Genomic DNA, 13,844 nt, shown 5'->3' on the forward strand with positions numbered 1-13,844 from the left:
CACTGAATGACCGGAAATCCATAGTTAGAGGTGGCTCACTTCTCGATGGAAATGCCGGCTCAGTTCTGGGTGGAAATCAACAGGCATGGCCAAGCGAAGTGGTGCCGCGTACCGGACTGGAATAGGCGCCAGATCGGACTTTCGACAAGCTCCGGGTCAGCGCGAGCCCACATCTCAAGGCCATTGACCGGGTCGATCTCCGTTTCGACCGTTCCCTGCGACGGAGTCGAAACGACAGCAGCCACGAAATCCGCATAGGTTTCGCCGCGCGCTTCCAGCAACCCGAGCGGATCGCCCTGCCCTTTGATGTTGGCGGTCATCTCGTCGTACTCGTCCGCGATGCCCAGCGCCGCCGGGTCAGATTTCAGGGCGGTCGAACTGCCAGCAGAAGCGAGCCGAAGCCGAACTCCCGCGACCCACTTCAGGGTCTTCTTCATGCGGCGGCCGCGCACGACCTTGGCAGCCAGCGACGGCGCCTCGTCGAGCAGCGCCATCAGGCGCGGCTCGAACTGGTCCGAGACGAAATCCCGGGACGGCCCGACATAGATGATTGGCGCCGGACGCTGGTCAAGGCGCGCCCCGATCGCATCCATCAGTCCTTCCGTCTTGCCGCTCTGCGCTGCGGTGACCGCGACCACCCGGCGGTGAGTCCGGTCGTGTATCTTCCGGATGAAAGGGATTTGGTAAGCCGTCAGCCATGGATCGCGCGGACCGGGCTTGCCGGTCTCGGGACCATAGGTTCGATATCGCTGCGCCCATTCGTCAGGCGTCAGCACCTCCGCCGGCTTCGTCAAGGCCGATGCCCGTGCGAGCAGCGCCCGACATTTCTGCGAGGGCGTCGCTGATCCGTTTCCGCGCGCCATGAACTTCTGCCTCTGCCTTCTTGCGGATACCCAGGTCTCGGCTGATCCGAGCCGGAAGGCCGGACAGTTCCGCATTGACCACGCCCACGAGCTTGTCTTGCGCCATGATCGCGTCCTCGATCGGGATCAGCTGACGATCCCGGATCGCCATCCGCTGCTCGATCTCTGCCGTCCGAGCATCCGTCGCGCGGCTGGCAGAAGCCTTCTTCTCGGTACCCTCGAGGATCGCCTCGTAGTGCGAGACCAGCGCGGCCATGACGCTGTCGAGCCGGTACTTGCCCCGCGCCTCTTTTGCGATCCCCTGCTCCTTGGCGAGGATTTGCACCCAGCGGACGGTGCGGCCAGTCATGGCCGCGATCTCGGTTACGCCGAGGGTCACCGGCGTCGGCGCGCTGGCGGGATCAGGGGCGGTTTTCCGTGCCATCCAGATGGTCCTAGATCAGGTGGGTCCGAGCAGCACCCTTCGACAAATTGTCCAGCGCCCATGCTGGGCGGAGGTTCGGCAGGGCGTAGCAGGCTTTTACCTCCGCCACGTCCGTCAGATCAAAGCTGGACACCGGCAGGATGTGGTCGATGTGGATTTCACCCGCAACAAATCGATCCCAGTCCATGCCTTTGGTGAACTGGCGCTCTAGGTGATATCGCAGTTCGGCTAAGCTATACCCGAACATATCTTCCAGAGCCTTCGATGTGTTCTGGCCCCGCAGTGCGCGACGTATATTCCAGTCGATGCGGCGTGCAGGTCGGTCACTGCGGAGATGGCGCCTGATCCTTGCCGAAAGCCTACCCTCGGGCGTCGACAATCGGATGCGTCTCAGTTCGTTTGTGCAATCGGTGCAGCGTGAAGCCAAACCGTCCCAGTTGCCCAAGTTCCGATGGAACGATGAAGATGCCTTCTCCTGTTGGCAGGAAGGGCATTTCTTCATCGCATTGATGGCTCCTGCCGCATTTCGAGCCCTTCGAGCATCTCGGTTGCGACGGTCCCGCTCGCGTTCCTTCTTGCGCTGACAGGATGCACAGGTCGCCATCAAGCCTGGCTCGATGATGCCATTACAGTCACGGCACTTAGTCTTCCGACGCAGGACGGTGCCGCTCACCCCCCGACAAGCATCGCAGAACTTTTTGCGCCGTCCGGTTTCGCCAACAAGAGCCTCTACCATGACGCCGCAGCGGCAACACTCGAACTGGTAAGCGCTACCAGATTTCTTTGAGGCTTTGGCTGCGTCGGCTTTCGCTATGAGAGCGCAAGCTTCGCAGCGAACCCTTTTCCTTCCGCGCCCGATATTTTGCTCGAAAGCGCCGAGGCAGTCGCGACAATGGAATATTTCAGGGTCTTTCGACATCAAAATCAGCCCCATTTTACGAAGCGAAGTCATTTTGGAATTTTTTAAGAAATGATTGCGGCTTGGGGTGCGGCGGCCCCGCATAGGATCGGCTCCGAATTCGGTCCCTACCGGGGGTGGGTCCGCCCTCGGTGTTGCATTTCGGTCACAGGTCGGGCCGGGTCGAGGGCCTCGCGCCCTCGGCCCTATGCCCCATCGAGGATGCGGCGCAGCTCGTGCATGGCGCGGTTGAGGACGGCATCTCCGCCCATGTCGAATTCTCGAAGAGGATCGGGCTGCATGATTTCACGGGGGAGCGATGGTCCCCACATCTTCTCGATCGCGTTCATGCGTCCGGATTTGGAATTGAGCTTTCCGGTTCTATGAAAGACGTTTCCGTCGATGGAGCGGATAATAAATGAGCCGGGAAAGCGCCGTGAGGTATTCCAGGGATTAGCCCTAACCCCGTATTTGAATTGACGCGCTCTGAAGTGTTTGAGCGGGAATGGATCGCCTTGGGCATTTATCTCGGCTTGGAGTTTATTCGGATAGGCCCGAAGGAATTTAGTGGCTCGGCTGATATCTCCGACTTTGATCCCCGTCTGCCTGCGCAGGACGCGGTTCACCCGCGTCCGTGCTTTGGCGGTTTCATGGTTCATGGCGCGAGAGAAGGCGCTGCGGGCCTTGCCTTGGCCCAGGCGGTAGACTGCGGCCTCGAATTGCAGGCGCGCGTCTTCGCCGACTTCTCGGACTGAGAACATCGCGCGGAGTATCCAGATCTGTGGGTGAAGGTGGAGAGGAGTAAGCCCGGGGAGATAGACGGTCTTGAGGACCGTCTCTCCCCCTCTTCCCCCTTGGTATCCAAAGGCCGCACGCGTGGCCCGCAACACGAGGATTGCGCTCAAATCCGTCATTTTGAGAAGTAACATCGTCGTGAGTAACCGGATAGGACATAATCCTTCCAGGTCTCTATTTGCCAAGCATTGCTGGCGAACCTCAGTGTTTGAGTCATTTGATCACAATTATGTAATAGGAAATAATCCGGAGACAGCCGTCTGCGTGACGTGACGTGACATAGAGGTGACATTGTCACTTCTTGCCGGTGCGGCCTTTGAAATCGCACGATTATAGGAAACGATCCTATGTTTCAGAAAAAGTGACATTGCGGCCATGTCACGTCCATGTCACGCATGTCACAAGCCATGCTTGGAGCAGAAGTTTAGAGAGGAACTGTGTCCGAAGACCGATCAGATAATGAAGTATCGCTGCTCGCCGAATGGACGGGCACAGGCATAAAGATCGGCATCAAAAGCCGCTTCGCGTCTGCGCTTGACTGGCTTGGCGGCGTGGGCGTCAAGCGCTTAGGACGCAGCTGGGACCGCAGCAACCGAGAACATGACGCAGTCACCGATGGCAACATCAGTCTGATCGAGGCCGCCGCAGAATATGGTGTAAAAGTTCTAGGAGCATCTCCTGAGACCGCTGAAAGAGCATTCGAACGTCATTTCCAAAAAGTGCTTCGGCACCAGACGAATAAAGATGCAGTTCTAATCGAAGCTAGAAATATCTTGGAAAATGACCAGATGGAGGCAGATCACCCCGGTGAGCTTTCAGAAGAGTTTCTTGATCGCCTCGAAAGTCATGCAGGACTGGCATCTACCGAGGCACTCAGATCTATGTTCGGGCATATTCTAGCATCTGAGGTGCGCCTACCAGGTAGTATCAGCAAGGGCACAATGAACTTTGTCTCGATGCTTGATCGCGAAACAGCGGAGTTGATCAACACTGTGGCGCCCTACTGCATTGGCGACATGTGCTATATGGTATGTCTCCCAGATCAAATAAAGCACTACCATCAAGTTAGGCTTGAGCAAGCAGGGTTCTGGAGCCCAGGATCGACAATGAAGTTTTCTTTTTCAGAAGAGAATGGGCGCAAACGCTTAATGCATGCCGGCACCGGTGAAATTGCAGTATACACCTCCAAGGAAGACATGAGCTTGTCGCTGGATATCGCAATTCTTTCAATTGCGGGGAAAGAACTTGTCACTTCTCTAGGAGTGAAACCGGATTGGGATCGATTTGCAGGGAAGATCGCCAATCATAGGGGCTTGCGAATGGGTATCCACGTTAGAGCCAATCCACAATCAGATTATAAAATCAAAGTAGCCTACATAAAGGACAACAACGACGAGCAGCTTTTGCGGGTTGAATTGGATGCGGACGGAAAGGTTATACGCGGAAGTGAAAAACCGCTTCGGCTTTAATGAGGTTTACTACGTGTTAAGGGCTATGGTGAACTGGACCCGAAAGCTGACCTTCACCAACCAATGCGACGCGTCGGACGACAGGACCCTTGTTGTCCGACGGTTCGGCCGTCGGCCGGATCTATTCAGGCAGCCACCTGCCACCTGCTTCACCGCGCTTGATGTGGTTCATGCAGATCTGTCCAGCGACAGGGCTGTGCCGAGACGATGGAAGTAGCGCTTGAAAAGGAGCGGGAAGCCGAGTCTGATCGTTGGCGTTATGAGCTTGACGGCCAGCCATAACAGCTTTGCCAGTGACAAGCCGGCAGTAGTGCGGTTGTCGTAAAGGCTAACGATCAATGACTGCTCAGTATGCCCATTGACCCACAGACCGTCGAGGAATGGATGGACCTTGCCCGGCAGTGGAGGCTCGCAGCCCGGAAGCTATCTGAGCTTCCGGAAACACAGACCATTGCATGGACGCATGCAGGGTTTGCCTGCGAGTGCTTGCTGAAAGCAGCAATCATGGCACAAGAACGCTTAAACTCTTGGCCCAGTCGGGCTGCCAGGAAGGAACTATATACCCATAATCTAGTCGACCTAGCGAAGGTACTGAGGGCCAAGATCTCACCGTTCGATCCAGTGGCACCAAAGTGGGCAGTTGTTACACAGTGGAGGCGAGCGGATACGTACGTTTCGGCTCCAATGAACCCAAAGGTAGTTGCTGACCTTTTAGCAGCAGCATTTGACAAAGGAGGCGTAGAGGAATGGATTTTCGAGAATTACCTCAAGGCCTACAAGTAGCAGGTCAAAAATACCTGCGCCAATTGCGGGCGCTCGGCCTCCATCCTGAGGCACTTTTCTGGGCGTACGCAGCCGGAGAGTCAGAGTATCAGCTATGGATGCTATGGTCGGGAGTTGAGCGATTTGGTCCTCTTCAGCTAACAGAACATTTGTTCCGAGCATTTCGAGCAGCGGCTTTACCGCAAGAAATCAACCCATTCTCTGTCCACATCGCGAGTCCACAATCCTTTATGGGCAAGCTGTTTCACTTGAGCATGTCTCACGTGATCACCCAGCCTAACAGCGTTGAAAAATACTGGCGGTCAGTGACGGACGGACCAGAGGGCGAAATTGAATATAAAGGATCTCGAGACTGGATTTACGTCTACGAAGGCAAGACCCGAAAACGCAGTGATGTTGCTCGAGACTGGAAGAGATTCAGCCAGCGCGTGAGCAAATTAGCGGCTTGATGGCCTGCAACCACGTCAGTTATCTTCCTATCCTCAAGATAGGACGTGGGCTCCCCCGCCATAATACGCACCATTACTGGCAGGCCCGGTAGCGACCATCTTGCAAGCTGGGTACGGCGTCTCCGCTGTTGTGGGTTCACGGCTGGACACTTATGGTCTGGCCAGTGCTTTCGATCTCTTCAGCAATTCCTGCTATCACATAGACAACGTGGATGACCGTCGTGGTTGCTAGGCCAGCATGCAGCCTGGTCACACTGGTCTGCTCTAAGTACCGGTAATTGTAGCGGCCGTAGTCGAGCCCACAGGCCTCTATAAATGCATCAAGAGCGTCAGTGAGTTCGGGTTGTTCTTTCAGCACTCCATGCTCACGCAACCATCTCTTCTTCGCTTCGGAGGCAAGATCCTCAAGGCCATGGCTGAACCCCTTAAGCTCCCTCCTCGTCATGCCGGTCGCGGCCAAGAAAGCCTTTAGCGCATTCTCTACACCGAACCCGAGAACACTCTGAAGAGCGACCCAGCTAGCATCCTGTCGCGACACGTTTCTGGAAACCATTGCCTCGTGCGCAAGATGGGCGACATCTGCATGTCCAAAGGCACATAGTCGATAAGCTGCGGCAGGCGAAGGTTGAATGGTCCGCAGCGGCATGTAGCTTCATCCAATCAATGGTATTATAGCGACCACCTTCTAGCACCATTCTCGGACTATACTACACTCCAGTGGCAGAGCGCCGCTCGGTCCCGTTTCGGTGCAAAATGGACCGATTTTCTTTGCTCCAAATCAGAGAAAAACAAGAACATTTCAAGCTCTTGGCGCGAACAATGCCCCCATCAAAGCCCTCCGAAGGCAGAGGCCAGGGGTTCGAATCCCTTCGGGTGCACCATATCTTCCATTCCTCCTCTGGACGTTGCCTGTGCTGTCGGGTCATTTGACCCGAACGAACGGAGGTATCATGGACGATCTGGAACGGCGCATTGCGCAGGCACGTGGCGACGAACCCGCGGATCTGGTGCTGCGGGGCGGGCGCGTCTTCGACCTGATCACCGGCACGATGATGACAGGCGACGTCGCGATCTGCGGCGACCGGATCGCCGGGGTGGGCGCCTATGACGGGCGGCAGGTGATCGACGTGGCGGACCTGACCCTAGTTCCCGGCTTCATCGACACGCATCTGCATGTCGAAAGCAGCCTTGTCACACCACACGAGTTTGACCGTTGCGTGACCCCGCGCGGCGTCACCACTGCCATCTGCGACCCGCACGAAATCGCGAATGTCATTGGCCTCGACGGCATCCGGTGGTTCCAGAAGGCCAGCGAATGCCTGCTGATGGACCTGCGCGTTCAACTGTCCTCCTGCGTGCCCTCGACCGAGATGGAAACCTCGGGCGCGCGGATCGAGGCCGGGGATCTGGCGCAGGTCATGGGCCACCCGTCCAACATCGGTCTGGCCGAGTTCATGAACTATCCGGGCGTCATCCAGCGTGATCCGGCCGCGATGGCCAAGCTGCGCCTGTTCGCGGGCGGCCATATCGATGGCCACTGCCCGCAGCTGACCGGGCGCGACCTGTCGGCCTATGTGGCCGCAGGCATCAGGACCGAACACGAGGCGACGACGGCCGAGGAGGCCCTGGAAAAGCTGCGCAAGGGGATGCGCGTCCTGATCCGCGAAGGATCGGTCAGCAAGGATCTGGTGGCCTTGCAGCCTGTTCTGACCAATGTGACGGCGCCCTATATGTGCCTCTGCACCGACGACCGCAACCCGCTGGACATTGCGGAACACGGGCATCTGGACCACATGATCCGCGAGTTGATCCGGCGCGGCAGCCCTGCCCTGGCGGTCTATCGCGCGGCATCCCTGTCCGCGGCCGAGGCCTTTGGCCTGAAGGACCGCGGACTGATCGCGCCGGGGCTTCGGGCCGATATCGTGGCCCTCGACAGCCTGGAAAGCTGCCGTGCGCAACTGGTGCTGGCAGGCGGGCGCATCGTGGACGAGGCAGCATTTGCCGCCCGCCCGTCCCTGGCGCCGGTTGGCCGCGCATCGGTCAAGGCGCCTCGCGTCACGGCGCAGGACTTCCGCTGCGCCGGAAACCGCAGCGAAACCCCTGTGATCGGCATCATCGAGGGCAAGATCATCACGGGCCACCTGTCCCACGACATCGCCCCGCAGGACGGCGACAAGCGCCCCGACCCGGCCCGCGACCTGATCCGGATCGCGGTGATCGAGCGGCACGGCAGGAACGGCAACATCGCCACCGGCTTCGTGCAGGGATTCGGGATGAAGCGCGGCGCGATCGCCTCGACCGTCTGCCACGACCACCACAACATCGTGGCCGTCGGCGCTAATTACGACGACATGGCCTTGGCGGCCAACCGCCTGTCCGAGATCGAGGGAGGATTCGTCGTGGCCGAGGGTGGCGTCATCCTGGCCGAGCTGGCCCTGCCCGTCGCCGGCCTGATGAGCCTGGAGCCTTTCGAGGCCGTGCGCGACCTGCTGGTCCCCCTGCGCGACGCCGCAGCGTCGCTGGGCGTGATCCTGGAAGAGCCGTTCCTGCAGATGGCCTTCCTGGCCTTGCCCGTGATCCCGGCGCTGAAGATCACCGACCGCGGCATGATCGACGTCAACATGTTCGAGATCATCCCCGGATGATCTTGATCAGCAATGATTTAAAGGATTTTGGCTGGGGCGGTAGGATTCGAACCTACGGTACACGGTACCAAAAACCGATGCCTTACCACTTGGCCACGCCCCAACTGTGGGAGGGTGAATAGCCAAGCTGGCGGGGGGGTGCAAGTCGAAAAATCGCAAAACTTGTGCCCTTTCGCCCGCCGCTTTATGCCGCCCCCATGGAACAGGTGGATCTTCTGATATTGGGTGCGGGCGCGGCGGGATTGTTCTGCGCGGGCTCGGCATTGCGGGCAGGACGGCGAGTGATGGTGTTGGATCATGCCGCCCATCCGGGCGAGAAGATTCGCATCTCGGGCGGAGGGCGCTGCAACTTTACCAATCTTGCGACCGCGCCGGATCGCTTTCTGTCCCGCAACCCGCGCTTTGCGGCAAGCGCGCTTGCCCGCTTCACGGCGCCCGACTTCGTCCGGCTGGTCGACCGGGCCGGGATTGCCTGGCACGAGAAGGCCCAGGGCCAGTTGTTCTGCGACGGCAAGGCCACACAGATCACCCGGATGCTGCTGGACCGGATGAAGGGCGCCGAGTTGCGGATGGAAACTGCGCCCTTGTCGGTCCGCCATGACGGGATGGGTTTCGTGGTGGAAACCCCGGGTGGGGCGATCCACACGGAACGGCTGGTCGTGGCGACCGGAGGCAAGTCCATCCCGAAGATCGGCGCGACCGGCCTTGCCTATGACATCGCCGCGCAGTTCGGACTGCGGATGATCGACACGCGCGCCGGGCTGGTCCCCATGACCTTTGCCGAGCAGGAGCTTGCCTTGTGCCGTCCCTTGGCGGGCGTCTCGGTCGAGGCGCGGATCCGCCACAACGGCGGGCAGTTCCGCGATGCGCTGCTGTTCACGCATCGGGGCCTCAGCGGGCCGGTGATCCTGCAAATCTCCAGCTTTTGGCAGCCGGGCGAGACGCTGCAGATCGACCTTGCGCCAGACTACGACGTCGCGGCCCAACTGAAAGCCGCCCGGTCCGAGGCCGGGCGCGTTGCGGTATCATCCGCCTTGGGGCGGGTGCTGCCCGCCCGGCTGGCGACCGCTATCTGCGACGAGATGGGTTTGTCCCAGGCACGTCTGGCGGATCAGCCGAACACGTGGTTGGAAGCGTTGGGCGCGCGGGTGAACCGATGGCAGGTCCGGCCCGTGGGGACCGAGGGCTATCGCACAGCCGAGGTGACGCTGGGCGGCATCGACACGCGTGATCTGGACGCCCGCACCCTGCAAGCGCGCAAGGTGCCGGGGTTGTTCTTCATCGGCGAATGCGTCGATGTGACGGGCTGGCTGGGCGGCTACAACTTCCAGTGGGCCTGGGCATCGGCGGATGCGGCAGGCCGCGCCGATTAGCCCATCACCGGATCGCTCTTGGCCAGCCGGTCGAAGGCCATCAGCGATTCGATCAGCGCGGGCATCCGGTCCAGCGGGATCATGTTCGGCCCGTCCGAGGGCGCGCAGTCGGGATCCTCATGCGTCTCGATGAACACGCCCGCCACGCCAAGCGCCACGGCGGCGCGGGCCATGACCGGCGCAAATTCCCGCTGCCCGCCCGACGATCCGCCCTGCCCGCCCGGCTGTTGCACCGAATGGGTGGCGTCCATGATGACGGGATAGCCGGTGCGCGCCATGATCGGCAGCGACCGCATGTCCGCCACCAGGGTGTTGTAGCCGAAGCTGACGCCGCGTTCGGTCAGCAGGATGTTGCCGTTCCCGGTCGAGGCGACCTTGTCGGCCACGTTCGCCATATCCCAAGGCGCCAGGAACTGGCCCTTCTTGACGTTGATGACAGCGCCCGTCTTGCCGGCGGCCAGCAGCAGGTCGGTCTGGCGCGACAGGAAGGCGGGGATCTGGATCACGTCCACCATCTGCGCGGCGCGCACCGCCTGTTCCGCGTCATGCACGTCGGTCAGGACCGGGCAACCCAGGCGGTCGCGAACCGTCGCCAGGATCTGCAGCCCTTCGTCGATGCCGACGCCACGACGGCCCGACAACGAAGTGCGGTTGGCCTTGTCGTAGCTGGCCTTGAAGACAAAGCCCGCGCCCGCCTTGGCGCAGGCTTCCGCCATGCGTTCGCCGATCATCAGCGCGTGGTCCAGCGTTTCCAGCTGGCAGGGTCCGGCGATGACCACCAGCGGCAGATCGTTGCCGCAGGTAATGTCGCGGATGCGGATGTGCTTGGCCTGGGTCATGTGGATACCTGTTCGCGAAGGATGGATGCCGTCAGCGACAGCATCAGATAGATACCCGAAAAGATCAGGAAGGCCACCAGGGTATTCTGGAAGGCCTTGGGATAGGTCGCCTCGTCCGGGGCCACGGGGGCCACGGACAGCGACAGATAGCGGACCTGCTTGTTCGCCTCGATCCGCGCAGCCTCCATCTGCGCGGCAGCCGCCGCCAGCAGTTCCTGGCGGGTCAGCAGTTCGCTTTCGGCGATCCGCAATTCGCCCGAGATCAGCGCCAGCGAATTGCGGTCCTGCCCGCCCTGGGTCAGCTGTTCGCGGGTCTGGGCGATCATCTCCTCCAGCCGGGTGATGTCGCCGCGCAACGTGGCCACGCGACTTTCCAGGGGCTGGGCATTGGACAGAAGCTGGCCCAGTTCCAGCCGCTTGGTCGCAAGCTGGGTTTCAAGGGCCGAGACTTGGTTCATCACCACCGTCCCCTCGGCCACGGGGTCCAGGACGCCCAGCGTCTGCTGCAATTCCTGCACGCGGCGCTGCGCGGCCAGAACCTTGGCCTCGGCGTCCTGATAGATGGAGATGGCACCCTCCATCTGGTCGTCGCGCAGGCGCGAGGTCATCTGGTCCACCTGCTCTTCGGCATAGGCGATCAGGGCCAGTGAAAACTCCTGGCTCTGCTGGGGATTGGGGGCGATGACCTCCATGTCGATCATGCCCTCGGTCGGGTCATAGCCGATCTTGACCGATTTCTGGTACAGTTCGAACGTCGCCTCGTTGGTCGCGTCGGGCGGCAGGCGCTTGACCGGGTCGATCGCCGGATCCTGATAGGCCTGCCGGAAGCCCTTGTCCCCGTCCAATCGCAGCATCGCATCGCGCGAGGTCAGATAGCTTTGCACGGCAACGGAATCGGTATTGGTCGCCAGCTGCGATCCGCCCAGAAGCCCGCCCAGCCCCCCAGCGCCGCCTGTCCCCTGGCCTTCCGCGGACTGGATGCGGAATTGCGAGTTGGTGGCATAGAGGGGCGTGGCCAAGGCGAAGTAGTACCAGGCCGCCGCGGCGGTCGGCAGGATCACGAAGGCCAGCAACCGCAAGGCCAGCATGACCATCCGCCGCCGCCTGCGCCGGGCGATGTCCTGCTGGATGCGGATAATCTCGGCCGCGCGCTTTTCCTCGGTCAGGACTTCGCGGGCCGGAAGGCTGGGGCGCGGCGGCCCGACCTCGGTTCCGGGACGGCCGGCGGGGACGGCCACCTGCTTGCCGGGCATGACCGCCACCGTTCCGGCCTTGGGCGCCGCCTGGGCGCGGCTGCCTTCGCTTGAAAGGATCTGGCCCAAGGCCGCACGATGGGACGGGTCGATCCCCCTTTGGCGAAGCCGCAGCACGGCTTCCTCGTCCGAGGCGACTTCGATCTGGTGCAGGGCGGCAATGCGACGGGCGATGCGCAACTGCCGCTCGGACAGGTTTTCCCGGCGGATCTGGTCCAGTTGCGCCTCGAGATCCTCACCAGCGTCCGGCGACGGGGCCGGGCCGACATGGGCGAGCCCGTCCTCGACCGGATCGGTCCGCATGAACCGTTCGCGTTCGTCCTCGTCCGTGGTCGCGTTCGCCGCTGCCGGCCGCTTGCGGACAGCGACGCGGATGTCGCCGTGGCCTGCGGCGGGAACGGCCTGCGCGGTCGGTCGCACCGACTCCTCGGCCGAGGCGTGATAGCGGTGGACCTTAGGCGGTGTAGTCATAGTATTGCTTCGCCTCGGCAAGGGATTCGAAATGGTAAAGCCGCCCGTCCCGCAGGATGGCGGCCGAACGGCAGAACTTCTCGATCGTGGCGGGCTGGTGGGACACAATCACCACGGTCGCCGTCTTCAGCCGGTCATAAAGGACAGCGCCCGCCTTGCGGTTGAACTCGACATCGGTGGTCTGGGGCATCCCCTCGTCGATCAGGTACATGTCGAATTCAAGCGCCAGCAGCAGCGAGAAGGTGAACCGCTGCTTCATGCCCGCGGAATAGGTTCCGACCGGCATGTCATAATATTCCTCGATGTCGGTCAGCCAGCGGGTGAAGGCCGACACGTAATCGGGATCCAGGCCATAGATGCGGGCGATATAGCGGGCATTTTCGTTTGCGGAATGCTTGCCCACGACGCCGCCCATGAAGCCCAGCGGAAAGGAAATCCGGCAGCCGCGCCGGATCGTGCCTTCATCGGGCTTTTCCAGGCCGCACATCATGTTGATCAGCGTCGTCTTGCCGGTGCCGTTGGGGGCCAGGATGCCAAGGGAATTGCCAAGCTCCACCCGGAACGAGGCGCGATCAAGGATCACCTTGCGCCGCGTTCCCGTCCAGAAGGACTTCGAGACATTGTCGAATTCCAGCATCTGCCCTTCCTGTCGCCGGCCGGCCACACCACCCTTAGGCGCAGGCGAGTGTGCTGTCCAGATTTCACCTTTTTGTTGCATTCATTGGGTGCGTTGTCACCCTTCAATCCCGGCGGATTTTCACTATCTGTTCTGGATGCAGCCACTTGAACAATCGATCCGGAATTGCCGCCTTTGCGCTTCGCGCTTTGGTGCGACCGCCACGGCCCATGAACCGCGCCCGGTGACCTGGTTCCAGTCCAACGCCCGCATCCTGGTCGTGGGGCAGGCGCCGGGAATGCGGGTGCATCTGAGCGGCCGGCCCTTTACCGACAGGTCGGGCGACCGGCTGCGCGACTGGATGGGAACTCCCGAGCCGATCTTCTATGACCGCGACCGGATCGCGATCGTGCCGATGGCCTTCTGCTTTCCGGGCTATGATCTGCGAGGATCGGACCTGCCGCCGCCGCCCATCTGCGCCAAAACCTGGCGCGCGCAGGTGATGGAGACGCTGCGCCCGCGCCTGACGCTTCTGGTCGGCGGCCATGCGATCCGCTGGCACCTTGGTCTGCGGGACGTGACCGGCGCCGTGGCGGGGTGGCGCGACCATGCACCGTCGGTCTTTCCGCTGCCCCATCCGTCCTGGCGCAACACCGGCTGGCTTCGCCGCAATCCCTGGTTCGAAACGGACCTGCTGCCGGACTTGCGCGCCGCCGTGCGGGCGGAACTGGCGCGCAACGACTGACCCTGCTTTGGTCAGGGACCGCGTCCGGACCCGTTGACAGACAGGACGTGCCGCGCCATGCCCTTCGCCATGACCGACATCCAGATCGCCCGCGCCGCCCGCAAGCTTCCCATCGACCAGATCGCCGCAAGGCTGGACCTGGCCGAGGGGGACATCCTCCGCTATGGCCATGACAAGGCCAAGATCTCGCACGACACGCTGGCCCGGCTGGCGGACCGGCC

Annotated in this window: 14 protein-coding genes and 1 tRNA gene; 6 read left to right on the forward strand and 9 right to left on the reverse strand. The window is 61.3% G+C overall.

Annotated elements, in window-relative coordinates; all coding sequences use genetic code 11:
- Window positions 1-59: 59 nt before the first annotated feature.
- The 4 genes from IE224_RS19505 to IE224_RS19520 all read right to left on the reverse strand — a co-directional run bounded on the left by IE224_RS19505 (window position 60) and on the right by IE224_RS19520 (window position 3,090).
- Window positions 60-794: a phage terminase large subunit family protein gene (locus IE224_RS19505; RefSeq protein WP_202380123.1), complete on the reverse strand. Its 735-nt coding sequence runs from the start codon at window positions 792-794 to the stop codon at window positions 60-62.
- Window positions 763-1,287: a hypothetical protein gene (locus IE224_RS19510; protein ID WP_191313043.1), complete on the reverse strand. Its 525-nt coding sequence runs from the start codon at window positions 1,285-1,287 to the stop codon at window positions 763-765. Before IE224_RS19510 ends, IE224_RS19505 begins: the two co-directional genes overlap by 32 nt.
- A 10-nt stretch (window positions 1,288-1,297) precedes the next feature.
- Window positions 1,298-2,239 carry a hypothetical protein gene (locus IE224_RS19515; protein WP_191313045.1) on the reverse strand — a complete coding sequence of 314 codons (942 nt, stop codon included), beginning with the start codon at window positions 2,237-2,239 and terminating at the stop codon, window positions 1,298-1,300.
- A gap of 152 nt (window positions 2,240-2,391) precedes the next feature.
- Complete coding sequence (locus IE224_RS19520) at window positions 2,392-3,090, reverse strand: hypothetical protein (RefSeq protein ID WP_191313047.1); 699 nt, start codon at window positions 3,088-3,090, stop codon at window positions 2,392-2,394.
- A 327-nt stretch (window positions 3,091-3,417) separates the two neighbouring features.
- On the opposite strand from IE224_RS19520, the gene IE224_RS19525 reads away from it, so the two are divergent.
- The gene (locus IE224_RS19525) at window positions 3,418-4,449 is read left to right on the forward strand and encodes a DUF2806 domain-containing protein (protein ID WP_191313049.1); all 1,032 of its coding nucleotides are present in this window, start codon (window positions 3,418-3,420) and stop codon (window positions 4,447-4,449) included.
- A 746-nt stretch (window positions 4,450-5,195) separates the two neighbouring features.
- Window positions 5,196-5,681, forward strand: a complete 486-nt coding sequence (locus IE224_RS19530; RefSeq protein ID WP_191313051.1) for a hypothetical protein — start codon at window positions 5,196-5,198, stop codon at window positions 5,679-5,681.
- Between the two features lie 136 nt (window positions 5,682-5,817).
- Here the strand turns inward: IE224_RS19530 and IE224_RS19535 are convergent, their stop codons facing one another.
- Window positions 5,818-6,141 (reverse strand): hypothetical protein, encoded by a 324-nt coding sequence (locus IE224_RS19535; protein WP_191313053.1) that lies wholly within the window; start codon window positions 6,139-6,141, stop codon window positions 5,818-5,820.
- Window positions 6,142-6,631: 490 nt separating this feature from the next.
- Here IE224_RS19535 and ade point away from each other — a divergent pair, with 490 nt between their 5' ends.
- Window positions 6,632-8,326 (forward strand): adenine deaminase, encoded by a 1,695-nt coding sequence (gene ade / locus IE224_RS19540; protein WP_191313055.1) that lies wholly within the window; start codon window positions 6,632-6,634, stop codon window positions 8,324-8,326.
- Between the two features lie 28 nt (window positions 8,327-8,354).
- On the opposite strand, the gene IE224_RS19545 is transcribed toward ade, so the two are convergent.
- Window positions 8,355-8,429 (reverse strand) — tRNA-Gln (locus IE224_RS19545).
- A 94-nt stretch (window positions 8,430-8,523) separates the two neighbouring features.
- Here IE224_RS19545 and IE224_RS19550 point away from each other — a divergent pair.
- Entirely contained in the window at window positions 8,524-9,699 is a 1,176-nt protein-coding gene (locus IE224_RS19550; RefSeq protein WP_191313058.1) for a BaiN/RdsA family NAD(P)/FAD-dependent oxidoreductase, read from the forward strand.
- On the opposite strand, the gene kdsA is transcribed toward IE224_RS19550, so the two are convergent.
- From kdsA to IE224_RS19565, 3 genes are read right to left on the reverse strand one after another with little or no spacing between them, the layout of a single operon-like run.
- Window positions 9,696-10,538, reverse strand: coding sequence for a 3-deoxy-8-phosphooctulonate synthase (kdsA, locus tag IE224_RS19555; RefSeq protein ID WP_191313060.1), 843 nt, complete (start codon window positions 10,536-10,538; stop codon window positions 9,696-9,698). The genes IE224_RS19550 and kdsA overlap by 4 nt on opposite strands.
- A complete protein-coding gene (locus IE224_RS19560) occupies window positions 10,535-12,262 on the reverse strand; it encodes a KpsE/RkpR family capsule polysaccharide export protein (RefSeq protein WP_191313062.1) in 1,728 nt (575 codons plus the stop codon). Before IE224_RS19560 ends, kdsA begins: the two co-directional genes overlap by 4 nt.
- A complete protein-coding gene (locus IE224_RS19565) occupies window positions 12,246-12,899 on the reverse strand; it encodes an ABC transporter ATP-binding protein (protein ID WP_167622389.1) in 654 nt (217 codons plus the stop codon). The genes IE224_RS19560 and IE224_RS19565 overlap by 17 nt, the downstream gene beginning before the upstream one ends.
- A 136-nt stretch (window positions 12,900-13,035) precedes the next feature.
- Here IE224_RS19565 and IE224_RS19570 point away from each other — a divergent pair, with 136 nt between their 5' ends.
- Both IE224_RS19570 and IE224_RS19575 read left to right on the forward strand, forming a co-directional pair.
- Window positions 13,036-13,623 carry a uracil-DNA glycosylase family protein gene (locus IE224_RS19570; RefSeq protein ID WP_167623453.1) on the forward strand — a complete coding sequence of 196 codons (588 nt, stop codon included), beginning with the start codon at window positions 13,036-13,038 and terminating at the stop codon, window positions 13,621-13,623.
- 69 nt (window positions 13,624-13,692) lie between these two features.
- Window positions 13,693-13,844, forward strand: a 152-nt coding sequence (locus IE224_RS19575) for a formate--tetrahydrofolate ligase (RefSeq protein ID WP_191313063.1), incomplete at its 3' end; no start/stop codon positions are given.

The organism is Paracoccus aerius, assembly GCF_014656455.1.
Taxonomy (GTDB): Bacteria; Pseudomonadota; Alphaproteobacteria; order Rhodobacterales; family Rhodobacteraceae; genus Paracoccus; species Paracoccus aerius.